Annotated in this window: 13 protein-coding genes; 10 read left to right on the top strand and 3 right to left on the bottom strand. The window is 47.5% G+C overall.

The genetic code is table 11. The features are described 5' to 3' along the window. Positions 1–54: 54 nt before the first annotated feature. Entirely contained in the window at positions 55–5481 is a 5427-nt protein-coding gene (locus NC997_RS25190) for an ATP-binding sensor histidine kinase (protein ID WP_190523960.1), read from the bottom strand. Between the two features lie 169 nt (positions 5482–5650). On the opposite strand from NC997_RS25190, the gene NC997_RS25185 reads away from it, so the two are divergent. The 5 genes from NC997_RS25185 to tilS all read left to right on the top strand — a co-directional run bounded on the left by NC997_RS25185 (position 5651) and on the right by tilS (position 8950). Next, the gene (locus NC997_RS25185) at positions 5651–5803 is read left to right on the top strand and encodes a hypothetical protein (RefSeq protein WP_190523959.1); all 153 of its coding nucleotides are present in this window, start codon (positions 5651–5653) and stop codon (positions 5801–5803) included. 281 nt (positions 5804–6084) lie between these two features. After that, positions 6085–6441, top strand: coding sequence for a DUF565 domain-containing protein (locus tag NC997_RS25180; protein ID WP_190523958.1), 357 nt, complete (start codon positions 6085–6087; stop codon positions 6439–6441). A gap of 32 nt (positions 6442–6473) precedes the next feature. Beyond that, entirely contained in the window at positions 6474–7499 is a 1026-nt protein-coding gene (locus NC997_RS25175) for a glycerate kinase (protein ID WP_347276025.1), read from the top strand. 78 nt (positions 7500–7577) lie between these two features. Next, positions 7578–7880: a KGK domain-containing protein gene (locus NC997_RS25170; RefSeq protein WP_190414523.1), complete on the top strand. Its 303-nt coding sequence runs from the start codon at positions 7578–7580 to the stop codon at positions 7878–7880. After that, a complete protein-coding gene (gene tilS / locus NC997_RS25165; protein ID WP_190523956.1) occupies positions 7880–8950 on the top strand; it encodes a tRNA lysidine(34) synthetase TilS in 1071 nt (356 codons plus the stop codon). The genes NC997_RS25170 and tilS overlap by 1 nt, the downstream gene beginning before the upstream one ends. A 77-nt stretch (positions 8951–9027) precedes the next feature. On the opposite strand, the gene hmpF is transcribed toward tilS, so the two are convergent. After that, positions 9028–10839: a pilus motility taxis protein HmpF gene (gene hmpF, locus NC997_RS25160; protein WP_242031216.1), complete on the bottom strand. Its 1812-nt coding sequence runs from the start codon at positions 10837–10839 to the stop codon at positions 9028–9030. A 524-nt stretch (positions 10840–11363) separates the two neighbouring features. Between hmpF and NC997_RS25155 the strand changes: the two genes are divergently transcribed. The 5 genes from NC997_RS25155 (at position 11364) to NC997_RS25135 (ending at position 24858) form a co-directional block, all read left to right on the top strand. Then, positions 11364–12668: a response regulator gene (locus NC997_RS25155; RefSeq protein WP_190523955.1), complete on the top strand. Its 1305-nt coding sequence runs from the start codon at positions 11364–11366 to the stop codon at positions 12666–12668. Between the two features lie 284 nt (positions 12669–12952). Next, a complete protein-coding gene (locus NC997_RS25150; RefSeq protein WP_190414517.1) occupies positions 12953–13318 on the top strand; it encodes a response regulator in 366 nt (121 codons plus the stop codon). 111 nt (positions 13319–13429) lie between these two features. Continuing rightward, complete coding sequence (locus NC997_RS25145) at positions 13430–13960, top strand: chemotaxis protein CheW (RefSeq protein ID WP_190414516.1); 531 nt, start codon at positions 13430–13432, stop codon at positions 13958–13960. An 85-nt stretch (positions 13961–14045) separates the two neighbouring features. Continuing rightward, a complete protein-coding gene (locus NC997_RS25140) occupies positions 14046–16907 on the top strand; it encodes a methyl-accepting chemotaxis protein (RefSeq protein ID WP_190523952.1) in 2862 nt (953 codons plus the stop codon). Positions 16908–17136: 229 nt separating this feature from the next. After that, positions 17137–24858, top strand: a complete 7722-nt coding sequence (locus tag NC997_RS25135; RefSeq protein ID WP_199305995.1) for a hybrid sensor histidine kinase/response regulator — start codon at positions 17137–17139, stop codon at positions 24856–24858. A 239-nt stretch (positions 24859–25097) separates the two neighbouring features. On the opposite strand, the gene prfC is transcribed toward NC997_RS25135, so the two are convergent. Next, positions 25098–26747 carry a peptide chain release factor 3 gene (prfC, locus tag NC997_RS25130; protein WP_190523949.1) on the bottom strand — a complete coding sequence of 550 codons (1650 nt, stop codon included), beginning with the start codon at positions 26745–26747 and terminating at the stop codon, positions 25098–25100. Between the last annotated feature and the right edge of the window lie 31 nt (positions 26748–26778).

Here is a 26778-nt window from a genome sequence, read left to right as displayed (position 1 = left end):
ACAAGAATCTTGGGTAACGCTTCTAGGTACTTAAGCTTTGGGCGTTTCCCGCCCCTATAACACTTTTGAAAGGGCTGTCCTGAGCGGAATCTCAATCATAAACTTCGTCCCTTCTCCTGGCGCTGAGACACAGCTCAATTGCCCACCATGTTTATCTACGACAATCTGATAGCTAATGGATAAACCTAGCCCCGTCCCCTTGCCTACTGGCTTCGTTGTAAAGAAGGGTTCAAACAGACGTTGTCGAACTTTTTCCGGCATCCCCGGTCCATTGTCAGCAATCTGAATCGCTACTTTTTCACCATTGATGACTTCCGTGTGAATCCAAATCTTCGGCAAGGGGTAATTCACACTTTCGGGTCGATTATCGATTCCCCGTTTCCTCTTACTCATGACCTCATCGATTGCATCAATTGCATTCGCCATAATATTCATAAACACCTGGTTAAGTTGTCCGGCGTAACATTCTACTAACGGCAACTCGCCATACTCTTTCACCAGCTCAATTGCCGGACGCTCCGCGTTCGCTTTTAGACGATGCTGTAGAATCATCAACGTGCTTTCTAACCCAGCATGAATGTCCGCAGGCTTTCCGATTGCTTCGTCAACCCGCGAGAAGTTGCGTAAAGACTGCATGATCTCTCGAATTCGGTCAGTTCCCACTTGCATCGAAGTGAGCAATTTGGGCAGATCTTCCATCAGGTAATCCAGTTCAATTAGCTCAGCTTCCTCTTCGATTTCGGCAGGTGGATTGGGAAAATGTTGCTGATAAAGATTAACTAAGTTAATCAAATCGTGTACATACCCAGAAGCATGATGCAGATTACCGCCAATAAACCCAACCGGATTATTCACTTCATGGGCTACCCCCGCCACCAGTTGTCCCAGGCTAGATATTTTTTCAGTTTGAACTAATTGAGTCTGAGTTTGTTGTAACTGATGAAGGGCTTGTTCTAGTTCCTGAGTTTTTTGTGATAAAGCGCTATTCTTAATTTCCAGTTCGTGAGAGTAACCTTGCAGGTTTTTGTAAAGTTGGGCATTCTCTATTGAAATGGCGACTTGGGATGTCAATACTTTTAGAACTTCTAAGCGTTCTGAGGTAAAAACTCCTTGAGCCAAGTCATTTTCTAAGTAAAAAATTCCCGTCAACTGTCTTTTGTGAAAGATAGGCAACCCTAAGATGGACTTGGGTTGGTTTTTCAGAATGTATGGGTCATTGATAAAGAGTCCTTCTGTAGCTGCGGACTCTACAACCACCGTTTTTTTAGTTCTTTCGATGTAGTGAATCAGCGAAATCGGTAGATCATCGCAAGTTTCCAGGGAAATTGAAGGCAAAACTAAACAACTTTGTTTGCCCAAAAGCTTTTTAGCAACTAGCAACCATTGATTGGCTTCTTTTAATAGAAGAATCCCTTTTCTCGCTCCGGCTGTCTCAACCAAAATATGGATCAACTTCTCTAGCAATTGTTCGAGAACAATTTCTGATGAAATAGCAATCGATGCCTTTACAATTGCTGCCAAATCTAGTGCAGCAGAACCTGTTCCTGTTGTGGAGGTAGTCGTCAGAGTTTTCTCAATGCTAATCGTTTCTCTAACCAACAGACGGGAGAAAAACTCAGAATATCTTGATTCTAAATCTTTAGATTTTGCCGTTGCTCCCCACCGAATAAAGGTATAGTATGCTTCAGTTAAATAAAACTGAGCCAACTTCTCTCTACCAAGTGAGAAATAAAACTCTGCCGCTAGTTCATTAGCCAGTGCTTCTTCTTGGATATATCCTTGCTGTTTGGCTCTTTGAATGCTGATATCATACAACTCCATCGCGCTAGAAGTTTGTTTGAATATCCGCGCCTTCTCTGCCTCTACTAAATCGTATTTATGTTGATAATTCATTGGCGCATGATACGCCCAGTGTTTCATATTTTCTTGATTGGCATTTACTGTATTTAGGTATTGTTGTTTCTCGATATCGTTAACTTGGGGATAATGAGCCAAAAGAGCCAAGGAATGGTAGAAATTCAGTACAGCAACCTGCATAAAACCAAATGCAGATCCAGCTTGCTCTGTTGCTAAAGCTGCGTTAGCGATCGCGCCCTCGTAATCTTTAAATTGATACAGAAGAATTGTCTTGGCAACATAGGCAACAAACAAGCCAGTGCCACCTTTCGATTCAATTAACTGGGGCAAGGTTTCAGCTTCATTAAAACTTTCTCCAATCAATAGAAATTTATCCGCAGCTTTGCCTTGAAAATTTAATCCCAGTTGTCTCCAGATATTCGCAAAATGGATAGCTGTTGGCAGATTTATCTTTACAAGTACCTCAATGTAAGGGGCTTGTTGCTGCACGATAGAATCTAAGCGATCGCCCGTAAAATATAAGTATCCGCAAAAGTTAGCCCCACAATAACTTGCCCATTCAATATCTCCCGTTTCCAAGCCGCTTTGAAGCCCTTGTTGGAAGTGAACAACACTATTTTTAGCGTGTTCTTTCCACGGTCTAATATTGGCGTTAAACAAGTTATAGACTTTCGCCTTGAGTTCTTTAGCATCAAATTGTTCTAGAAGCTTTAATGCCAATTTACCCGCATGATATCCAGCATCTATCTTTCCAAGCCCTGACAACAACAAGCCATAAAAACCATAAGCAAAAGCAGATAGCGCCGAATTACCATGTTCAATACAGAGATTAATCATGGTTAATATTATCTGCGGAAAAATATCTGGCTTTGCCATGAAGACAGGCGCACAAATCGTTTTTAGAATTCGCAACCCGGCTAGTTTATCCGGAGCTGTCATTGGGGGAATCTTATCTAAGTCTGCGATTCCGGGCAACTCAACTACCAAACTATCGTCGCTTGTTAACGTTACGAGAGTAATTCCCAGCCGTTCCAAAACTTGTAGCCCTGTATCGACGGCTTTAACCATCTGAAATTGACAGATATAAATCTGTATTTGTAGCTCGTTTACTTTTACTTGGTCGATTAAACTTGTCGCTTGTTCTAGGGCAACTTCAGCTAAAGTAGCTGCCTGCTCAAAGTTGATATTTAAGTATTCTGCTTCCGCTGACTCAAGATGAAGTGTGAGCGTTAAATCGTAGTGGCTTTGCCAGCTATTTTCAGTAAGCAGTCTTAGTCCTGCGGTTAAGTATCTGGCAGATGCTTCATAAGCCGATGCTGCTTTGGCTTTTTTCCCAGCCATCAGATTGAGTTGTGCAAGTTCATCTTTGTCTGCTTGCTTAGCAAGCAACTCCACCCCGATATTTAGCTGGTTAACAATATCAAAAATATTCTCTTCCAGCGCATATTTAGCTGTTGTATGTAACAACTGCTGACCAATTTTTAGGTGGGTTAATTTTTTCCGCTCTTCCGGAATCAAAGAATAAGCCGCTTGCTGCACCCGGTCATGTAAAAATTTATAACTAATCCTGATATCTTCAATCAGAAAATCTCCTTTTTCTGATTGGTCAAAAAATAGAGGGATCTTATAAGTATTGCTCAAAGGTAAAACTAAACCAGCCTGAAGCGCCTCCCACAAATCGTCAGCAGTATTGATTAAAGATTGCTCATTGACAATAGATAGAGCCTCTAAGGTAAATTGGTTTCCAATGCAAGCAGCTAATTTTAAGACTTCTTGGGTTTTTTTCGACAATTTTTGAATATTTCTGGCAATCAGTTCGACGACGTTATAATCTGTAATCCCAATCCTTTGAATTTGATCGAGATTCCAGAGCCAGCGACTTTCAACAAAGTCAAAACGTAAAAAGCGTTCAGAATAAAGTGTCTGAAGCAGTTGTGTTAAAAAGAAGGGATTACCTTGAGTTTTATGAAAGACAAGCTCAGCGATTTCCTTCGATCTTTCGGTTTCTTGAAGGGTATCAGCTACTAATTGATAGACATTTTCAATATCCAAAGGACGAAGAATAATGTTATTGACAACTGCCTCTGTTTTTTTTAGTTCGTCCAAAGCCAGCATCAACGGATGAGTTTGGCTAACTTCATTATCTCGATAGGCACCAATCATTAACAGATATTGACTGTCGGGTTCAGTCATCAGCAGTTCGATGAATTTTAAAGAAGCTGAATCTACCCACTGTAAGTCATCTAAGAAAATAACTAACGGATGTTCTGGCTTTGTAAAGACATGAATAAACTGTTGAAACACCCGGTTGAAGCGATTTTGAGATTCACTGGGTTCTAGGTGCGGAACTTCTGGCTGAACTCCAATAATTAGCTCGACTTCGGGTATAACATCAATAACAATCTTACCTTGCGACCCCAAAGCATTTTCTAGCTTTTCTTTCCAAAAAACTATCTGTTCCTGACTTTCTGTTAATAGTTGCCGGATTAATTCTTGCAAAGCTTGAATCAGAGCAGCATAAGGAATATTTCGCTTAAACTGGTCAAACTTACCCGCAATAAAATATCCGTGCTGACGCACAACGGGTTTATGAACTTCTTGAACCAAGCAAGATTTACCAATGCCTGAATAACCAGAAACTAGCATCATCTCAGTATTTCCAGCACTGACTCGGTCAAAGGCATCCATTAGGGTAGTTACTTCAGTTTCACGACCATACAGTTTTTGAGGAATGAGCAATTGCCCAGATTTATCTCGCTGACCTGGCAGGAAATCTTCAATTTTGCCATTTCTTTGCAATTGAACGAGGCATTCCTCTAAATCTACCTTGAATCCTTGGGCACTTTGATATCGATCCTCAGCATTTTTAGCTAATAATTTCATTACAATCGCTGAAATTGATGCCGGGATGTTTGGATTGATTTGGTTGGGAGAAACAGGTTGTTTAGCTATGTGAAAATGAACAAGTTCCAGCGGGTCAGTAGAAGAGAAAGGTAAATTTCCCGTCAGCATTTGATAAAAGGGGACGCCTAACGAATAAAAGTCGGTACGGTAGTCAATCGACCGATTCATTCTCCCTGTTTGTTCGGGCGACATATAGGCAAGGGTGCCTTCTAGTAAAGTGGGATTACCTTGTGTTTGAGTTTCTCTAGAAAGACGCGATGAAATGCTGAAATCTATAATCTTAACTTGACCAGTTTTAGAATTCATTAGGATATTGTGTGGTTTAATATCTTTATGAATAATCTGGTTTTGATGCAAGGCGGCAAGGGTATCTGCTAGCTGAATAGCAATCGGAAGAAACTGGTTTAAATCAGTTTTCAGGGGAGATTTGATAACTTTTTCTAGAGATTCTCCGTCAAAATATTCTAATACTAACGCTAGACCGTTGTTATAGTTTTCTAATGCCAGTGATTTAACAACCCCTTCGATATCCAAAGGGAGTAAAATTTTATACTCATGTCTCAATCGAGAAATTTCTTCAAGAGTGGGATATTCGGCTTTAAGGGCTTTTACACTTACAGAGATTAGTTCAGCCTCTCTAGTCCCCTGATAAATAACTGTTTTAGCTCCTTCATGAAGAGGTAAAGTGGAAAGCTGATAACCCGTTAGGTTGATGCTCATTTTCGGAAGTTTAATCAGTATAGTATTGGCGTGTGATGTTGATAGATGCTAGGAGAGGAGACTTGCTTAGAGAAATTTATCTAGGATAAGTTATCGCGAAATTAACACAGGTTGAATTGATACTTTTTTCTATAAACTTTCAATTCAATCTTTAAATCTCATAGAGCGTATGAGAGTTGTTGGGTTTTGGTTGTTGCGTTTTATAAGTTCCTCACAATTAGAAAATGTAGAAAATGATTTGGAGGAAGTGCAAACCTATGCTGAATATGTAAAATGGAGCGATCTCTACCCCATTGCCGCAGCGCGATCGCTCCAATCCTAAGTCGCCTCCTGATTACCGTTGCCAGGGCTATCTGTATGCTGTTTGGCATAGGAGAAGGCACGGACACATCATCTCATCTGTATTGAGAATGCCCTTACTTTCAAGAAAATCTTTTATTTTAAATAAATCTATATATTACAAACACAAATCTTTATTAAGGCGGCGATCGCGCTTAGCGCCTCCTCCGCTTTTATAAAACTCTTCGAGCGAATAAATGGTAAGAGCATCCGATAATTAAAAAAGCTTTTGGAAAGGACACTACTGCGGAGTCATCCTCAAAGATGCAAAGGACTCGTCTCAACAATCTCTTTGATGTTGTCAGCCAGCAGCTGAGGCGATGGTTTCGCAATCCCTGGCGACGGATATCGCTGGTGGTAATAAGCTTGTTAGTGGGGGTGTTTCTAGGCACCGCCATTCCCACCACGGCGGGACAAGCCGCAAACTGGGATGTAATTGCTGCTGGTTTGTTGATTTTCTTCACCGAAGGCGTGAATTGGTTTGTTTACGGCAGAAACCGAAGAATTGTGCCCGCAGGTGAAGGCGTTCCTAACCGCTTATTAGCGACAGAAATGTTGAATGCCCTGAAAATTGGTCTGACTTACAGCTTGTTTATTGAAGCCTTTAAAATCGGTTCGTGATAAACTCTCTTCGCCAAATTTTTAACGATTGGATCGCTAGAAAAACGCCGACTTCAGCACAGTTGGAACATTTGGCAGCACAGGTGCTAGCCGATGAATTGCGGGCGAAAGCTTTTGGCATCACACCCGCCAATGTGGAGGAAGTCGTTCGCAAGCGATCGCATTTGTTCCTCTTAATCTATCCCCATCTTTCCTCAGTTCTTAGCCCGCAGTTCTTAGTCCTCAGTTTAGAAACGCTGTGGAACCTCTGGCTTCCTCTAGCCACAAAACTAGCGCAAGATCGGCAACAGTTAGGACGCCCTCTTATCCAGGGGATTTTAGGGGGACAGGGAACTGGCAAAACGACTCTGGGAGCCGTCCTTACCTTAATTCTCAAATACCTAGGGAACTCGACACTCAGCCTATCCTTGGATGACCTCTACAAAACCTATCGCGATCGCCTTGCCTTAAGAAAGCAAGATCCCCGCTTGCTCTGGCGCGGGCCACCTGGAACCCACGATATTCAATTGGGTTTAGACGTTTTGGACTGTCTGCGTCAGCCATCCGGACAACCGATTCCAGTCCCCCGCTTTGATAAATCTGCCTGGGAAGGTGCCGGTGATAGGACGCAGCCAGAAATTGTCCAAGACATCGATATCATCCTGTTTGAAGGGTGGTTTGTCGGCGTCCGTCCCATAGACCCCGCTGCCTTTGACAACGCGCCACCGCCGATTCTAACCGCCGCTGAGCGAACGTTTGCCCGTGACATGAATGCCCGATTGCAGGACTATGTACCTTTGTGGGAACGGTTAGATCGGCTGATGATGCTGTATCCCGTTAATTATCGTCTGTCTGTGCAGTGGCGACGGCAGGCAGAACACGACATGATTGCCGCTGGTAAATCTGGCATGACCGATTCAGAAATTGATGAATTTGTCAAGTATTTCTGGAAATCGCTCCACCCAGAGTTATTTATCAAACCGCTGACGAGAAATTCCAGGACGGTAAACTTGGTGGTTGAGATTAATCCCGACCACTCTCCCGGTGACGTTTATCAACCGAGCGATCGCACTGATTAAAACCAATAGCAGCCTAACAAGTAAACTCGCGGCTACTTCTGAAAAAATCTAGAACAAGTGCTGGAACTGGAGATTCACATGAATAATGGATTCGAGCGGATAGAAGCGGACAATGTTTTGTGTGTTAATACAAATACTCAGAGACTTTTAATTAATCACTCCACTTTCCAAGTGGGTGAATTCATTAACCGGATGCAGGCTCAGGTAGGAGCAACTGGTGAGCAAATAAAGTGGTTTAGTGAGGGTATAGATTGCAAGGTTCTAAGACCCGGTGCTAACTGGAAACAAGGAAAGGTTAGAGTAACTCTAGAATTTTGCCCGGATGAGCCAGAATCACCACTAGAGGATATTCGTCAGCAACTCAAAGAAGATGATAGCTAATGCCTAATCTTCCCCCTTGGACGCCTCTCCATGCCCAATTGCATCGAATTTTACGCGATCGCCATCTCTTACCGCGAAACCAGCCCCTATTAGTTGCAGTCTCCGGGGGACAAGATTCTCTCTGCTTAATCAAATTACTGCTAGATTTGCAGCCAAAGTGGGGATGGCATCTGGGAATTGCTCACTGCGATCATCGCTGGCGTCCGGATTCCCAAGCAAATGCCAACCATGTGGAACAGTTGGCGAGAACCTGGCAAGTCTCCTATTACTTGGAAACCGCCTCAGAAATGCTATCTATCTCTTCAGAGGCGGCGGCGCGACAGTGGCGTTATCAAGCCTTAAGCGCGATCGCCCAAACCAACAACTTCCCATACATTGTCACAGGTCATACAGCGAGCGATCGCGCCGAAACCCTCCTTTATAACCTGATGCGCGGCAGTGGTGCCGATGGATTACAAGCCCTAACCTGGCAGCGTCCGCTGACTTCAACACTGCATCCAACACTGCAACTGGTGCGCCCTCTTCTAGAAGTCACTAGGGCACAAACCGCTCAATTTTGCCAAGAATTTCAGATTCCCGTTTGGGAAGATTCCACCAATCAAGACTTCAAGTATGCCCGTAACCGTATCCGCCAAGAGTTACTGCCGTACTTACAAACTCACTTCAACCCCCAAGTTGAGCAAGCACTGGCAAAGACAGCAGAACTTTTACGGGCAGAGGTGCAATATCTTGAAGAAGCCGCTCAGAAGCTGCTGCAACAAGCCCTAGAAAACGAAGACTCGCCACTCAGCCTTGAGCATAGGCAGGAAAACCCCGCCCCTACAGCACTCAGCACTGACTACAGACGTGACCAAAGACTCAATCGCCTCGTATTGCGTCAAGCCCCCTTAGCCCTGCAACGTCGCGTCATGCGGCACTTCCTCGCCTCAGTTCTACCCATCGCCCCCAGCTTCGAGCAAATCGAAAAGCTGATTGCCTTAATTACAGCTCCCAACCGCTCTCAAACCGATCCCTTTCCTGGGGGCGCGATCGCACAAGTCGATGGAGTTTGGATTTCAATTAAAAATTAAGAATCCAAAATTAAAAATTCAGAACGATTCATTTTTAATTTTGGATTTTTAATTTTTAATTCTCATGCCGCATTCAACTAACCACCGATCAAGGTGAGGAGAACTTGCCGCATCTCAGTAATTGATTGCAGCTGATAGTCACCCGTTTCCTGAACCTGAGCCAACGTCCCCACGATTGCCTCCAACTTCTGCCGCATCTCATTCAAGCGATCCTGCATTGGCTGTAGCGTTTCCTGATAGGTATTTACCTTGCCCACGAGTTCCGCCGCCGCCGCCCTCATTTCCTGCAATTTCTGCTCTAGCTGCTTAATCTGCTGACGCTCTTGCTCCTGTTCGCCAGCTTGATGGTCAATCATGCCTTGAGCTTGCTGAATGCTCATCCGCACCTGCTCAATCTGGCTTTCCAGTTTTTGTAGTTCCTCTGCCTGTTGTTGTCGTTGTCCTTCCAACTGACTCAGAACCGGACCCAAGTCAATCTTTTGATTGTCCTGCCCTTCATTGTCCACAATCCCTTGCCGTCGCCGCAGCACCCGCAAGTGTTGATTTAAAACTTCTTCTCGCTCCCGCAGGTAGATGCGTTGACCCACCAGCGTTTCATCCAGCATTTGGTAGCAATCCTGCTCCTCTGCTAGCTCATTTTCCAAACTGAGGCGGTCATACTCGCTGGCTTGCTCGATCTTCGTCTGCAATTCCTCAACCGTTTGACGCTGCAAGGTCAACTCTTCTTCTTGGTCATTGACAAAGCGCATCACTTTTTCCAAATCTTGCTGAAGATTTTGCACGGTTTCTTGCAGCTCGCCTAGGGGCATTTTCTCCAGCGCTTCCAGATCGACCTTTTGGCTAATTTTGACACCCGTTGAAGTTGTTGCCAGACGGTGAAGTTGCTCGTACAGCTCCTCCTGATTTCGCAACTGGAGACTTTGCATCTGAGCATACTCCTGCTTGATCTCCAGGGAGTTTTGAAGCACCATCCGCTCTAAACGCACTTTTTCCAGAGCCTCTTGAGCCTGCTTTAACTCCTCCGTGCGCCTTTGCAGTTCTTGAGTTTGCTGGTCTACTTCTGCTTGCTTCTGTTGGGCATTGTTGCGTTGTTGCTCCAGATTTTGCCAGTGCTGATCTAGGGTTCCCTGCTGCCCGTTGACAATTTCAAAAGCCAGATTCAGTTGTTCTCGCACTGCTTCCGTAGGAGCGATCGCCGAAGCTAAACGATCTAGTAATTCCCGAATCTTTTGACCTTGCTCCTCATCTAATACCGTTCCCTGTTGGAACTCCGCCTGTCGTTCCTCCAAGCGGCGCTGCTCGCCCCGCAAGTGTTCCCACGCTCCCTCCATCTCGATGCGGTTGCGATCGCACTCTTCCCGCAGTCGCTCAATTTCCTCCCGCGAACTGTCAATTTCTTGACGTTGCGCCTCCAACCGTTCAAAGTCTTCCTCCAACTGTTGCAGCTGTTCCACCCGCGCTTCCATTTCCATTTCGCGCCGGTTTAGCTCCTGACTCTGATAAGTCAGCGACTGCTTCCACTGTTCAATTTCTTCTTCCTGAGTTTTCGACTTTTCCAGTTGGCGAGAGAAATTCTGCAAGATATTCACCAACTGACGCCCCGCCTCTGTCGGCGGACGCTGCACTTGGCGATTCCCGCTTAGCTCAACCAGCACCAAGACGCCACCATTAAAATTATTGGCTTCTTCAGGAGCGGAAATCACTTCATCAGACGCAGCACGCCAACTCTGGTCATTCTGCTGACAAGCCAGCAGTTTTAGTTCAGCCTTGCCACCACCAAAAACACCGCCACTCTTTTTTTGTACTTCTGCTAGATACAGCACGCTGATGGTCCTCTTGATGTATCTTGTGCCCGCTTGTTGACCGATCTCTGGTCCCACCAGAGCCATACCGCCATAATTCTCGCCCAGGCTTCATACCAGAACGATCCTAACCTTTTCAGACCTTGTTGTGGAAGTGCCGACCCACGAGGCGCTTCCACCTTTGAATTCACACCCCGATCTAAAACGCGATCGCCTTTTGGTCAGTTTCTCCCTGAAGACTCCGTAATTTAGCCCGTGTTGGCAGCTACGTCAAGTCTTAAATTAAACTAAATATGTTTCGATTTCTTTCTTATTTAATATTTAACTTGAATCCTAGGCAATCCTGCCACAGACAATTCTCGGCTAGTTCCATTTCTAATTGAACCCGGCAAAAGCAACCAGACAAATAACTTGCATGGGTTTTACTTTTGTCAGTAAAGATTGTGCCTTCGCCAGAATCTCTTTCCCTGGTACTGTATTATCTGGCTCCATCCTTTACTCAAAGAAAAACTACCTAATTGTAAAGATTTTTATAGCAGGCACCGTGTAAAACTTGACAAATGCAACATTAACTCAGATTCAAACGGTTATTAGGAGCGCATTTTCATTACATGCAGGGAACGTTAAATGAAATTGATATACGCAGCATCCTGCAACTGATCGAATTAGGTCAGCGAACAGGCGAATTATTCGTGGAGGCATACAGCTCACCCGTTCAAGGAACGGGTGAGCATGCAGGGGCGCGACGTACCAGCATCCCCTACCGAGACGCAAAACTCAAAGAACCAGGGCCGTTCTGGTTTGTCTTCTTCCTCAACGGACAAATCGCCTATGCTAGCGATGGAACCGGCAGTTTGTTGCGTTTGCGCGACTACCTACGCCGTTATCGAGCCGAAACCTCCCTCAAAACTCTGGAAGTCCCCTTAATTGATGCGATTAATGCGCCCGAATACGGCTACTTGTGGGCACTGTTGGAAAATCATATTTTGACCCCTGCTCAAGGGCGCAGCATCATCCGCAGTATGGTGCATGAAACCTTATTCGACCTCCTCAGCCTTCATCAAGGCTCCTTCATCTTCGACATTGGCCCAGCGCTAGCACCACAACTTACCACCCTAGAAATTGCCCCCCTCGTCGCCAAGATCATGAAGCAGGTGCAGGAGTGGAAACAATTTCATCCCCACATTCAATCTCCCAATCACTGCCCAGTCATTGCCGATGCAGTTTCTTTACGCGCTGCCCTGCCAGAAAATGCTTTTAAAACCCTAGATCGCCAGCTAGATGGAAAAACCTCCCTACGGCAGCTAGCCCGATATCTAAATCGTGAAATTTTAACTGTGGCAAGAGCCATTTATCCCTATGTACAACAAGGTTGGGTACAACTGCAAAGTTGTACCAGCGACGAAACAGCAGCCAGTCGCCGAGTCGGAATTAGCATAGAATCCGACTCGACCCCAGCCAACAAAATTCCTCGCGTTGTCTGTATCGATGATGACGTTGCCATCGGTAAAACCGTCGAATATATCCTAAAACCACAAGGTTATGAGGCAACCGCGATTAGCAATCCTCTTAAAGCACTCAGTCTCGTCTTCCAACTCAAACCCGACTTGATTCTTTGTGATATTGCAATGCCCGACCTCGAAGGCTATGAGATTTGTGCCATGCTCCGGAAATCAACCGCTTTTCGACAGACCCCCATCATCATGCTGACTGGCAAAGATGGATTTATCGATCGGGTCAGAGCCAGGATGGTAGGCGCAACCGACTACCTAACCAAGCCTTTTGGAGAAAGTGAGTTATTAATGCTACTAGAGAGATATATTGGCCCTGGTGAAAAGGAATCAACGATATCAGAACCTTTAGACGCTACAGAGTTAAATCGAGAGATAGAAGAAACAGATGTACGAGTCGGGTAAAATTGCCCCACCGATGAGGCGGGGCTTCATTCAATGATGAAATTAGGAATAAACTATGGACTAGGGACTATCAACGACGGGCTACCGACTACAGATACTAAGCAAGTCGTGGGGGCAATCGTTTACCAGCGACTCTCCAAAGTAGGGGAGACATCTCGTAAACAGCGCCCGTACAGGAGTCTAAAGTTAGATGGGATACTTAAGTCATGACATGGTTGAGGGGTGAACCAATCGTGGCTTACGAGCGTTCATGTTTGAACCGGCAGACAGGTAGGTAGGGAGTTATGAGTGTAGTTCTGGTTGTAGAAGACAGTCCCGCACAACGGGCAATGATCTCAGACCTCCTCAAGGGAAGTGGGTTAACTGTAACGATTGCCACTGATGGTGTCGAAGCCTTGGAACAAATTCTCAAGTCTTGTCCCGACTTAGTGGTATTGGATATTGTCATGCCCCGAATGAACGGTTATGAGGTATGTCGTCGGCTCAAAGCCGACCCAAAAACCCAGAATGTTCCTGTGGTAATGTGTTCGTCGAAAGGAGAAGAATTTGACCGCTACTGGGGGATGAAACAAGGTGCAGACGCTTATATAGCCAAACCCTTTCAGCCAACCGAGCTAATAGGGACGGTCAAACAGCTGCTACGAGGCTAACAAGCCATTAGCCATTAGCCCAAAACTACTAACCTCCAAAGTTCTAGTAGCTTTTAGGTTTCGAGAAGTAACAAAAGCTAACAGCTAACAGTTAACAGCTAAGGAGATAGAATGGTCGGCAATCCGGACTTTTTAACAGGCAGCGGTCAAGATCACTCACCCGGATTTCAGGAACTGGAGAGTCCTGAAGGTGAATTACACCTGCGGTTTTACGTTCCATCCGGTAACGAATTTGCCCTAGGAGCCAGTGGAATCCGTGAAGTGGTTTCTCCATCACCAGACAGGATTACTCCAATTCCCAACGCTTCTCCCCTCCTGTTAGGAACGCTGAACTGGCGCGGGCAAGTGATTTGGGTCGCAGACCTCGGGCAGTTTTTAGGGGATTCATCTGCCCTGAACACAGATAAACCTGAGATTCCAGTGATTGCCGTTGAAGACCAGGACACCATGTTAGGCTTAGCCGTTGAGCGTATTGTCGGCATGGACTGGCTCGATATCGATCAGGTACAGATGCTTACTAACGTTCCAGACAGTATGGCACCTTTTCTTAAGGGTGAGTGGTTATTAGACAAAGAGAAAAATCAGTTTCTCCGACTATTAGACCAAGTCGCAATTGTTCGCTCAGCGCGATGGGCAGCATGAAATCAATTAAAAATTAAAAAGTAAAAAGGCAAAATGAATTTTTTAATTTTTAATTTTTAATTTTTACTTGTTTTGGGGGAAGCAAATGAAATCAAGTACAGATTACACACAAGAATATCAACACGCATTTTCGGCCTACACGCTGGGCAACTACGAAGAGGCAGCTGCCATCATCGATCGGTTAGTCGAAAATTTTCCCAATGACCCAAATGCTCGGATTCTACGGGGTCATATTTACTGTTATGGATTACAGCAGTACGCGATCGCGCAAGAACAATACGAGTTGGTGCCTCAGCTCACCGACGACCAAGAGTTTATCGATTGTGCCAACAACGGAATAGAATACGCCCTCTCTTGCCAAAACTACTCCGAATCGGTTGGTGCAACTTCCGATCCCGTTGGTGGCGAGTTGGAACCAGACGAATTTGCACTCAACCATGATGATTATGCGATTCCAGAAGCCAACGCAGCATGGCCATCCCTAGAAGAACCAGAGATGGCAACTCAGGACATCTCTTCTCTAGATGATTTCGACTCCGGAGATTTTCAGGATATAGAGTCTTACTCAGCGGCGAATCCGTTTGTCAGCTCGGACTATACAGATAGTGCAACAGCACAAACACCAGAAGCCTATCACGACCCCTTTGCACAATCATGGTCGCCCAGTTCTCTGGATGACGAGGCTGGAGCGCCCGCAACCAATACAGATTTTGATGCAGAGGCATTTCCGCTCGACGCCTTTACTGACTTCGATCAAACGGCGGATCGTGAATTTCAAATGCCATCGGGCAACTTCGAGAATGACAATTCGACATTTGAAATTCCCAATTCTTCCGACACTTTAGAAGAACCCAATTTCAATTACTTTCCTCTGGAAGACGAAACACTGTTAATGAGATCCGGAGAGCTGGAATCCAGAAGAACAGAGGAGGAAAGTTTCGGATATGACAGTCAGGATGCCTTAGGCGATACCGAACCTTATACCAGTAGCAACGATCCCACCCGATCCCGTCACCGCCCGTTTGAGACTCATCCCTACGAAGACGATGCTACTTATGTCGCCCACTCCGATCAAAACGGGAATACCCGAAATGACCAATTTGACTTTGAAGCCTTTGACGATGCCATTGGCTATGACTCGTTTTCCTCAGAAAATCAACAGCGCAACCGGCTCAATGAAAGTAGCAGCGACTTCTTAGACGAATTTGGTGATTTTGGAGACGATTTAGGGAGCATTCCGGATTTCGATCTGTCCCATTCAGAAGGCAATAGCCAAGGATTCTCCGCAGGAATTTCTGACTTGGGAACCTCTTCAAGACGGGCATCTGGAGATTCCAAGCGGAAAGTAGAGACGCGAACTTTTACCGAATCCTCCGGAAGTTCAAGCTTGGGCGTTCACGATGATGAATTCAGCATCACCGGAACCTCCGAACAAAGCCCCGGAACGATTTCTTTTACTCCAGAAGGCTCCAAAGCAGAGCCAAATGTCACCATTGAACAAGGCCCTTTGGCTGCCTTTGAAAACGCCCCTCTGAGTAAAAAACCGCTGATCTCTGCCGCCGCTGCCGGAATTGTCTCCGCCGTTGTCGTTGCACTTGTCAGCTTCATCTCCGCGAGTGCTGCTCCCCAAGACAGTAAAAATACTACAATCTCCCACCTCCGTAACACCAGCTGGGTGATGAGTCTGGCAGCGGGTGCCGCCACCTTTGGGACTACCCTGGCTTTAGGACGAATCACGACTCGGCAAATCAAAAAAACCACCGAAGACCTCCAAGCCCAGTTTGAGTCTGTCTCTGGTGGCAACTTTAATGCCCAGGCAACCGTTTACTCAGAAGACGAATTCGGTTCCCTTGCCGCTGGGTTCAACCAAATGGCTCGCGTCATCCTGACCACTACATCCGAAGCTCAACGCAAAGCTGAAGAGCAAGAACAAGCAAAAGAAGACTTGCAACGTCAAGTGATTCGACTGCTGGATGATGTAGAAGGTGCTGCCCGTGGGGATCTAACCGTGCAGGCAGAAGTCACCGCAGACGTTTTGGGAGCCGTTGCCGACTCCTTTAACCTGACCATTCAAAACCTGCGGGAAATCGTTCAACAGGTGAAGATGGCGGCTCGACAAGTCAGTAGAGGAGCGACTGACAGTGAAGTGTTCGCTCGCGGTTTGTCTTCCGATGCGCTGCGACAGGCAGAAGAGCTAGCGGTGACTCTCAACTCGGTTCAGGTGATGACTGGCTCGATTCAACGGGTTGCTGAAAATGCGAGAGAAGCAGAAGAAGTCGCCCGCGCCGCCTCTGCCACAGCCTTGAAGGGTGGTGAATCTGTAGAACGCACGGTGGCAGGGATTCTGCAAATTAGGGAAACTGTTGCCGAAACGACTCGAAAAGTTAAACGTCTTGCTGAATCTTCTCAGGAAATTTCTAAGATTGTTGCGTTAATTTCAGGGATCGCTTCTCGAACCAACCTCCTAGCACTCAATGCCAGTATTGAAGCAGCACGTGCCGGTGAGGCGGGTCGGGGCTTTGCTGTGGTGGCTGATGAAGTGCGACAACTTGCAGACCGAGCCGCGAAAGCTTTGAAGGAAATTGAACAGATTGTGCTGCAAATCCAGAGCGAAACGGGTTCGGTGATGATGGCAATGGAGGAAGGTACTCAACAGGTAATTGATGGAACAAAGCGGGCAGAACAGGCAAAGCGGAGTTTGGAAGACATCATTCAGGTGTCAAATCGGATCGATGCCCTGGTTCGCTCGATTACTGCTGACACCGTGGAACAGACAGAAACTTCTTCTGCTGTTGCCCAGGTGATGCAATCGGTGGAACTGACCGCGCAAGAAACTTCTCAAGAAGCGCAACGGGTATCCACTGCGCTGCAAAACTTGGTCGGAGTGGCACGAGACCTGCTAACTTCCGTCGAACGCTTCCGCATCGAAGCTACTGAGGGGAAATAAATTGAGCAATCAGCAATTGTGGGGCAAAAACAACTGAAAATAGCCCTAAAAACTCGATTAATCGGGTTTCTACAAATCGGGCAAAAATCAATGATGTCGATTCTGAATAGATTGGGTACATTAAAAGCAATCTAGTGGAGAAAAAAACTTCTTTCTCCTAGTCAGCACTCCCTACGGGAAGCCGCCGTATGGGCGTCAATAGCACTCAGCACTCTTGAAGGATACTGCTATGCAGCCGGAGCAACAACAGCGAATCATGGGCTACTTCATTGAGGAGGCGAAAGACCACCTCAATACCATTGAACAGGGATTGGTGAATCTGCAAAGCACGATTGAAGATTCTGAAATGGTGAATGAAGTTTTCCGCGCCGCCCATTCGGTCAAAGGCGGGGCGGCAATGCTGGGAATCAACAGTATTCAGAGAACCTCCCACCGCTTAGAAGACTGCTTCAAAGTCCTCAAAGAGTGTCCGGTGAAGATTGACCAAAAACTAGAGTCCCTCTTTTTGAAGGTTTCAGATACCCTCAAGGAACTGATAGAACAACTCAGCGGCCCATTTGGTTTAACTGAGGAAATTGCTAACGGTATCATGTCAGGGGTCGAGCCGGTATTTGAGGAACTGAACCAGCATATGGCATTCCTAGTGAATGGGGCTGGCGGGAATGTTTCCTTAGAGGCGGCTAGCGGCGCTCAAGAGGCAGGGGCGGCAACAGCGGCAGGCGGCTACCTTCGAGATGGGCAAGCCCAAAAACGCTTTCAAAGCGACGTACTCAACCAGCTGCGCGAAATGTTGCAGCTATTTAAACAAACCGACCAACCTAGGTGCAGACAACAGCTTCAGGAAATCTGCGGCTCTTTGGAACGGATGGGCGAACAATATGAATGCCCGAAGTGGTCAGAACTGATTCAGGCTTCGGCAAGCGCGATCGCAAATCCAGAAAATTCCTATCGCACTCTGGCTACTGTCGTTATTAAAGAAATTAAACAAGCCCAAGAACTGGTGCTAGCAGGTCACGCTAGCTCAATTGAGCCGAGTTCCCAGCTCAATGCACTCCTACCATCCTCCGCCACTCCATCGCTTTTGGATCAACTGGATGCCGAACCCGCGCTCATCTATTCAGCCCAAGAACTAGCTGGAGCAACGACTGCCGATGTACAGACCCGAATCGCGTCTGTACAATCGCAGCATTCTATGACCCCAGCAGAAGCCGGAACCCGTCAAAGCCGACCAAAAGCAACCGACCGTTTCAACTACTCAGAGACATTTATCCAAGAAGAACGGTTTGCGGCTGGTGAATCGGGGGCTGGGTTTGGGTTGAAAGAACCCTCCCTAACCTCCGCGAATTCAGATACGACGTTCTCTCAACCGAGTATCAAATCAGGTCGGGGTAAGGAATCTGCTAATCATCCAGTCGATCCCAACGGGCCGGAAGTCGGCATGGCAGAACTCAATAGCCTTGCTGATTTGTTTGAAGGGGAAGCCCCGGATCTGGATGAAACCTGGCAAGAAGAACAAGTCATTGGCGATGGGGCAGAGAATATGGGCACAGAGCGTCAGGAATGGTTGAATCTTGAACAAGAAAACGACTTTTCTGACTTACTGGGTGGTGATACAGATGGGTTAGGAAAATCTGCCACTTCAGCAACCGAGGAAGATGATTTAACTTTATTTGGATTTGGAGAAGACTTAGTAGAGGAAGGCGAAACGCCTTCAGCCGAAAGCGAACGGGAAGATGCTACACAATTGTTCGCAGGTAGCGTGTTAGATGGAGATGGAAATGGAGATGATGATTTTTCTGACCTGCTGTTTGCGGCAGATGCCCCAAGCGCAGCTTCAGAAGCAACCCCATCAGAGAATTTAGCCAATCTCTGGAGTGACAGTTTCTTAGAAGATGAAGGCTTTGAGCAACAGGAGAATGCCAACCTTTTAAGCGAGTCGCTTGCGGCTGCTACAGATGAAGATTTATTAGGCATTCTTACCTCTGAGAATTTAGACTTGGCACTCTTGGCGACAGAATCTGAAGCGTTAGAGTCGGATTCGGATGAAGATCTGTTTGGTGCTGTGGGTATAGATACTAACGAAAATGACTCGATCGAGGCAGCAGCGAGTCAGGAGTCGTCAGACTGGGAATTGATGACAACAGGAACGCTGTTTGGCGAAGCAGCCGAGAACAGCAACCAGGAAGTTTCAGAAGAGTTAGAAACTCCATCGATCATGTCTACAGAAGGGTCGGACTGGACTACAGATTGGTCGAGCGAGGATTTGCAGGTACTCGATAGTGTTGCTGCCGCCGAGCCAATCGCCACGACTGGTAACGATTTACCAGATTTTGTGTTTGAGGATGAGCAGAGTACGAGTACAGCTTTGACAGGCGATTTGGAGATGGGGAGCCTGTTGGAAGATGAAGTTGATTTAACGGCAGCAGGTTGGGAAGAAGAACCCGACTTTAGCAACTTGGATCTGTTTGAAACCCCACACGCCAGAGCAGACAATGGCGATGTTCTCGAGGAACTGATGTTGGATGACAACACAGATATGTGGCTTGAAGAAACGATGCCAAGAAACGAGACAAACGACCTGCTGGACTTGAGTGCAGCAATAGGAACTCCTTTTGAGTCAGAAGCGATCGCACCCGAAATCGAAGCGGATGCGGTAGGAGATGTTAACCTCGACTTTAATTGGCCTGCCATACCAGGTGTGGAAGATATCGATGCCAGTACAAGCAGCGTTGACAGAGCTTTCCTAGAGGATTGGTCAGCAACAGACTTGGCGTGGGACGAGACAATCCAACCCGCGGGCTTCTCAGAAGTAACAGCAGCTCAAATGCCAGGAACGGCACGAGAAGACCTAGAAGATTGGGAAAACCAACTGGAGTTCAATGAAACTTTGGTTGAAGAGCCATTCTCAGCTTTAGACGATTTAGATATTCCCAGCAATTGGGCGTCTCCAGATGCATTTGCACTGGATACAAGCGCCTCAGACGCAAGGAACGAAGAAGCACTGGACTTGTTGGAGTTGGACAATCCACAAACCAGTCCCTTTAGCCTGGATTGGGAAAGTGAAGCGGAAAGCACTGGTAGCGAGATCGAGAACCTAGCGCTACAAGAAGATGCAGATGCGAATGGGGCGCTAAACGCTGTTCCTAATCTTACCGAAACTGTCTCGGTAGATGAGTTAGGTGATTTCTTTGGGTCGCAAGCAGCAGAGCTAGAAACAACAGAATTCGCATCTTTAGATGAATCTCTTGACATGAATGGGGAAAGCCATGAAGTGCCCCAACTTGACGCATTAGATAACTTCTTTGAGGCAGAGCCAGAAGCAACTGCAACAACTGAGTGGGATAGTTCTCTGGACTTTGCCAGCATGAGCCTATCCGATGGAAATACAGATGCTTTTGATGCTAGCCTAGGCGAGCCGTTATCCAGTTTGTTTGATCCTAGTCAGGAAGAGTCCCTTGTTTCGGCAGACGCCTCCGATGATTTCTTCGCTACAACCGATGCGTTTTTAGAGCTGCCGTCAGAGGAAACATCTCAAGAATCTCTGGATGCCGCAGAAAATCTAGAAACAATGTTAGGCGATGAGCCATCTTCCAGTACCGATGCGCTGGATGCGCTGGATTTAAATGAAGAAAATCTGTTAGCTACTGAATTCGACGCTGAGTGGGGAATCGACTCAGCAGCAGTACCTGTGGACGCAGCTTTCGAGCTTGATGAGGATCTCTTAGATTCCTCGTTGCCTGCGGAAGCCCCAGAGAATCTGGAAGCAATGTTTGGAGAAGCACCTGCACCAACTCCAGAAGCGCTGGAATTAGCAGATTCAGACCTATTTGGCAGCGACATGGACGATGCTGAGTGGGGAATCGACTTGGCGGCGGTGCCGGTGGAAGCCCCAGAGAATCTGGAAGCAATGTTTGGAGAAGAAGCATCATCTGCACCGACTCCAGAAGCGCTGGAATTATCAGATTCAGACTTATTTGGCAGCGAAACGGAAGCTGAGTGGGGAATCGACTTGGCGGCGATGCCGGTGGAGTCAGAGAATCTGGAAGCAATGTTTGGAGAAGAAGCATCATCTGCACCGACTCCAGAAGCGCTGGAATTAGCAGATTCAGACCTATTTGGCAGCGACATGGACGATGCTGAGTGGGGAATCGACTTGGCGGCGGTGCCGGTGGAGTCAGACAATTTGGAAGCAATGTTTGGAGAAGAAGCATCATCTGCACCGACTCCAGAAGCGCTGGAATTAGCAGATTCAGACCTATTTAGCAGCGAAACGGAAGCTGAGTGGGGAATCGATTTAGCCGCGATGCCGGTGGAGTCAGAGAATCTGGAAGCAATGTTTGGAGAAGAAGCATCACCTGCATTGACTCCAGAAGCGCTGGAATTATCAGATTCAGACTTATTTGGCAGCGAAACGGAAGCTGAGTGGGGAATCGACTTAGCAGCAGTGCCGGTAGAGTCAGAGAATCTGGAAGCAATGTTTGGAGAAGCACCTGCACCAACTCCAGAAGCGCTGGAATTAGCAGATTCAGACCTATTTAGCAGCGACATGGACGATGCCGAGTGGGGAATCGACTTAGCAGCAGTGCCTGCAGAAGCCCCAGAGAATTTGGAAGCAATGTTTGGAGAAGAAGCATCATCTGCACCGACTCCAGAAGCGCTGGAATTAGCAGATTCAGACCTATTTAGCAGCGAAACGGAAGCTGAGTGGGGAATCGACTTAGCAGCAGTGCCGGTGGAGTCAGAGAATCTGGAAGCGATGTTTGGGGAACAAGAAGCACCAACTCCAGAAGCGCTGGAATTAGCAGATTCAGACCTAGACCTATTTGGCAGTAACGATACGGAAGCTGAGTGGGGAATCGACTTAGCCGCGGTGCCGGTGGAGTCAGAGAATCTGGAAGCGATGTTTGGGGAACAAGAAGCACCAACTCCAGAAGCGCTGGAATTAGCAGATTCAGACCTAGACCTATTTGGCAGTAACGATACGGAAGCTGAGTGGGGAATCGACTTAGCCGCGGTGCCGGTGGAGTCAGAGAATCTGGAAGCGATGTTTGGGGAACAAGAAGCACCAACTCCAGAAGCGCTGGAATTAGCAGATTCAGACCTAGACCTATTTGGCAGTAACGATACGGAAGCTGAGTGGGGAATCGACTTAGCTGGGGTGCCAGTGGAGTCAGAGAATCTGGAAGCGATGTTTGGAGAAGAAGCATCATCTGCATCGACTCCAGAAGCGCTGGAATTAGCAGATTTAGACCTATTTAGCAGCGACATGGACGATGCCGAGTGGGGAATCGACTCAGCAGCGGTGTCTCAAGAGGCAGCTTCCGAGTTAGAGGATCTCTTAGGTAGCGAACCAGTAGAGTTTGGGGATGGATTGGATTTTGAAGAGAATCTGTTAATTGGAGAAATTCCTTCAGAAAACCAAGCGTCTGACGCAGATGAGTTGAAGGAAGTTGACGATCTCTGGGACTTAGTGACAGAACAACAAGAGATTGCAAATCCTTCAGAGGCTGCTGTTTTAGATGAGTTGTCTTTGCTAGAGACAGTTGGAGAACAAGACCAAGACTTAGCCATCTCATTAGTGGAAAACGATGAGTTTGACGAATTAGAGGCAATGTTGGGTGAGGAAGTGTTCGCAGAACCAGCATCTAACTTGGCAAGTAACGATGAGTTTGACGAGTTGGAAGCACTGCTAGGCGAAGAGGAATCCGTGCCAGCGGCTTTTGATGCAGAAGACATGAATGAGTTTGCTGACTTGGAAGCTCTCTTGGGGGATGATGAACCTCAGCTTGTTCCTCAATTTGCTCAATCGCAGCGTTCTCCTACGAAGCCGATAGCTGAAACAACTACATCCGCAGACGCCCTTGACGATGGATTTGGGGATTTGGAGGAACTGTTGGGACAGGCTGAGGAGACGATGGGTGGGCCACGTAGTGTGAAAACAAGCCCAGGCCAAGTTCGCCCGGTTAATCGTCCCCGTCCGGTTAAAGTGTTTGAACAGACCATGCGGGTGCCGGTTAAGCACCTAGACAACCTCAGCAACCTGGTGGGGGAATTAGTGGTGAACCGGAACACTTTGGAACAGGATCAAGAACGCCTGCGACAATTTCTGGATAACTTGCTGCACCAGGTACAGCAACTCAGTGACGTGGGAGCGAGGATGCAGGATCGGTACGAGCGATCGCTCCTAGAAAGCTCTCTACTCGCCAGTCGTCAAAGCAATCGGTTCAACGCCCGACCTGACCATACGTCGGCAGCGCAGGAGGCTCCCGCCAACAGCCGTTTTGGTTTGGGTGAATTGGAACTCGATCTGTTTACGCCTTTCCACAGCCTTTCCCAAGAAATCATTGAGCTAATTGTCCGCGTCCGAGAGTCGGCGGCTGACATTGAATTCCTCGTTGATGAAACCGACCAAGTCGCCCGGATGCTGCGGCAGGTGACGACTCAGTTGCAAGAGGGATTGACGCGATCGCGCATGGTGCCTTTTGCCCAAACTGCCGACCGCTTGCCCCGTGCCGTCCGCGAGATTTCTCTCAAGTGCGGCAAACAAGCCGAGCTACAGATTGAGGGTCGGGAAACCTTGATCGATAAAGTGATCCTGGAACACCTCTACGATCCGATGACGCACCTGGTGAACAATGCCATCACTCACGGCATTGAACCGCCAGAAGTGCGTATAGCCGCCGGAAAGCCTCCCGTAGGTCGGATTACCATCCGAGCCTTCCATCAAGGCAACCAAACCGTTATCTCCGTCTCGGATGATGGCGCAGGCATTGATTCAGAACGGGTAAAGGCAAAGGCAGTCGAAAAAGGGCTGATTACCGCATCTGAAGCCAAGTCCATGACCCGTCTGGAAGTCTACGATCTGCTCTTCCATCCTGGTTTTAGTACCAAAGACAAAGCCGATGACTTCTCAGGTCGCGGCGTCGGGATGGATGTGGTTTGCACCAGTTTGAACGAAATTCGCGGTGTAATCACAACAGACTCCACCCTAGGCAAGGGCACTACCTTTACCGTTCGTCTGCCCCTTACCTTAAGTATCTGCAAAGCACTTTGTTGCCTGAGTGACAAAGCTCGCATTGCCTTCCCGATGGATGGGGTGGAAGATATGTTGGATGTGCCCCAAGACCGCATTCAAACGAACTCAGAAGGTGAGACCTGTATCTCTTGGCGCGACTCTCTCATGCCCTTCCAACCTCTAGAGGAACTACTGACCTACCAGCGTCACCTCAGTCGAGGCACCGTTTATGGTGGAAACAGGGAAGATGACATGATTTCGGTTGTCGTGCTACGCAGTGCTGGCAATTTTATCGCCGTCCAAGTAGATCAGGTGCTGGGAGAACAAGAAATTGTGATTAAGCAACTGGAAGGCCCTGTGCCCAAGCCCCTAGGCGTCGCAGGTGCTACTGTCTTAGGGGATGGTCGGATCATGCCCATTGCTGACGTTCTAGAGCTGATTGACTTAGCGACGGGTCGGATTGGCAAAGACCGTAACGTTTCTCTGTGGGATAAGGCGGGTGTTTCCCTTCCTGTAGAGGCTCCAGCAGTGAAGACCGATCCGATGGTCTTGATTGTAGATGACTCAATTACGGTGCGCGAACTTCTCTCCATGACCTTTAACAAGGCAGGATACCGAGTGGAACAAGCCCGTGACGGTCAAGAAGCTTGGGATAAACTTCGGTCGGGTCTGCCTTGCGAGATTGTCTTCTGCGACATTGAAATGCCTCGCATGGACGGACTCGAGTTGCTCTCACGGATTCAGAAAGACCCCAGCCTCAACCATCTGCCAGTAGCCATGCTAACTTCTCGTGGCGCTAGCAAGCACCAGCAAATGGCAGCTCAGTTGGGAGCCAAGGGCTACTTTACCAAGCCTTATCTGGAAGAAGCGCTCCTCGATGCCGCCCAACGGATGATCAAAGGTGAGGTGCTGCTGAGTATTAACACGAATGCCTAATAGAAAGGGCGGGGAAACCCCGCCCTTTCTAGATAAAACGGAAGATGAGAGTAGGTAAGGTAGGCAAGTGTCCACCTTCTAGATAAAACGGAAGATGAGAGTAGGTAAGGTGGGCAAGTGTCCACCTTTTTTGATATCCGGCTCCGGCGGGACAGTGGCACCCAGCCTGTTTCAGGCTGGGAAACATCAATCATGACCCAGGAAACCAGTGAGGTATTGGCTTTCACCAAGCGCTTGGGTCAAAAATCTACTGGTTGTTGCCCCGCCGCTACAGGCGCTACAGAATTTAACTTCAACTCTGGATGATCCGCTTGCACCTGCTGACAATTCCATTCGTTTCGGAACAACAGCACCGGACGCCCCCAGCTATCCTTCACCGTCACAGTGTTGAAAAGACGTCCCACTTTTTGCAGAGCCTCCCAGCCACCGGCTACCCAACGAGCCACACTATAAGGCAATAATTCTGTGTGAGTTTCAACACCGTATTCATTCTGCAAGCGAAATTGCACTACCTCAAATTGCAATTGTCCCACCGCTGCTAGGATTGGGTCGCGTTTGCCTTCATCCACTGAGTACATGATTTGCACTGCACCTTCTTCCCGCAATTCCGAAACCCCCTTGTGGAATTGCTTGAACTTAGAAGGGTTGGGGTTTTTCAGATAAGCAAACAATTCCGGAGAGAAGCAGGGAATACCTTCGTACTCTAGCTTCTGACCCGTATAAATCGTATCGCCAATTGCGAAGACGCCAGGATTGTTCAATCCAATAACATCGCCGGGATACGCTTCTTCAATCGATTCTCTATCTTGGGCAAATAGTTTCTGAGGACGAGACAAGCGAACGGTTTTGCCAGTACGGGCATGATTCACTGTCATGTCTTTTTCAAACTTGCCGGTACAGACGCGCACAAAGGCTATCCTGTCGCGGTGCTTCGGGTCCATATTGGCTTGCAGCTTGAAGACAAAACCCGTGAATTCTGGGTAAGTGGGTGGAATTGCACCATTACTGCTTTGCCTGGAACCGGGTTTGAGGGCGTAGTCGAGAAACGCATCCAAAAATAACTCCACCCCAAAGTTGGTCATGGCGCTACCAAAAAACACGGGCGTCATGGTGCCATTGTGAACGAGGTCTAGATCCAGTTCTGAGCCAACGCCTTCCAGGAGTTCTAAATCTTCTTTGAGTTGATAGTAAAGTTCTTGCTCTAGCAGTTCTTCAATTCGGGGATCTCCCATGTCTACAACGGTATCCAGGGCTTCCCGCTTGCCATGTGCGCTGCGCTCAAATAGGTGAATTTTCTGCTGGCGTCGGTCGTAGACGCCCTTGAAGCGATCGCCCATTCCTATTGGCCAGTTTACGGCATAGGTTTGCAATCCCAATTCCTGCTCAATTTCATCCAGCAGTTCCAATGGTTCCCGTCCGGGGCGGTCGAGTTTATTCACAAAAGTGAAGATGGGGATTTTTCTCATCCGGCATACTTCAAATAGCTTCCGTGTTTGCGGTTCCAAACCTTTCGCTGCGTCAATCAGCATCACCGCATTATCTGCTGCCGCCAGCGTCCGATACGTATCTTCACTGAAATCTTGGTGTCCCGGAGTATCCAGCAAATTAATCTGACAGTTGTGATATGCAAACTGCAACACCGTCGAGGTAATCGAAATTCCCCGCTGTTGCTCCATCTCCATCCAGTCAGAAGTCGCCTTTTTTTGCGCCCGACGAGCTTTCACCGCCCCCGCTTCGTGAATCGCACCTCCGTACAGCAACAGCTTTTCGGTCAGCGTTGTTTTACCAGCGTCAGGGTGAGAAATAATCGCAAAGTTACGCCGACGCTCAACCGCTGCTTGTATTTCAGATTGAGTGGTTGCTTCTGGGGACTGGAAATCAGTAAACATTCGGATGCCTGGTTCGGTACTTTCAACAAAA

It is taken from the genome of Trichocoleus sp. DQ-A2, assembly GCF_039961915.1.
GTDB lineage: Bacteria > Cyanobacteriota > Cyanobacteriia > Cyanobacteriales > FACHB-T130 > FACHB-T130.
This window is presented reverse-complemented; position numbering and strand designations above follow the sequence as displayed.

What these genes read in the sequence shown, in the direction of transcription:
- NC997_RS25180 (WP_190523958.1), top strand. Translation starts at nt 6,085, where the DNA reads ATGCAAAGGACTCGTCTCAACAATCTCTTTGATGTTGTCAGCCAGCAG.
- NC997_RS25135 (WP_199305995.1), top strand. Translation starts at nt 17,137, where the DNA reads ATGCAGCCGGAGCAACAACAGCGAATCATGGGCTACTTCATTGAGGAG.
- NC997_RS25190 (WP_190523960.1), bottom strand. Translation starts at nt 5,481, where the DNA reads ATGAGCATCAACCTAACGGGTTATCAGCTTTCCACTTTACCTCTTCAT.
- NC997_RS25170 (WP_190414523.1), top strand. Translation starts at nt 7,578, where the DNA reads ATGAATAATGGATTCGAGCGGATAGAAGCGGACAATGTTTTGTGTGTT.
- NC997_RS25140 (WP_190523952.1), top strand. Translation starts at nt 14,046, where the DNA reads ATGAAATCAAGTACAGATTACACACAAGAATATCAACACGCATTTTCG.
- hmpF (WP_242031216.1), bottom strand. Translation starts at nt 10,839, where the DNA reads ATGGCTCTGGTGGGACCAGAGATCGGTCAACAAGCGGGCACAAGATAC.
- prfC (WP_190523949.1), bottom strand. Translation starts at nt 26,747, where the DNA reads ATGTTTACTGATTTCCAGTCCCCAGAAGCAACCACTCAATCTGAAATA.
- NC997_RS25185 (WP_190523959.1), top strand. Translation starts at nt 5,651, where the DNA reads ATGAGAGTTGTTGGGTTTTGGTTGTTGCGTTTTATAAGTTCCTCACAA.
- NC997_RS25145 (WP_190414516.1), top strand. Translation starts at nt 13,430, where the DNA reads ATGGTCGGCAATCCGGACTTTTTAACAGGCAGCGGTCAAGATCACTCA.
- tilS (WP_190523956.1), top strand. Translation starts at nt 7,880, where the DNA reads ATGCCTAATCTTCCCCCTTGGACGCCTCTCCATGCCCAATTGCATCGA.
- NC997_RS25150 (WP_190414517.1), top strand. Translation starts at nt 12,953, where the DNA reads ATGAGTGTAGTTCTGGTTGTAGAAGACAGTCCCGCACAACGGGCAATG.
- NC997_RS25155 (WP_190523955.1), top strand. Translation starts at nt 11,364, where the DNA reads ATGCAGGGAACGTTAAATGAAATTGATATACGCAGCATCCTGCAACTG.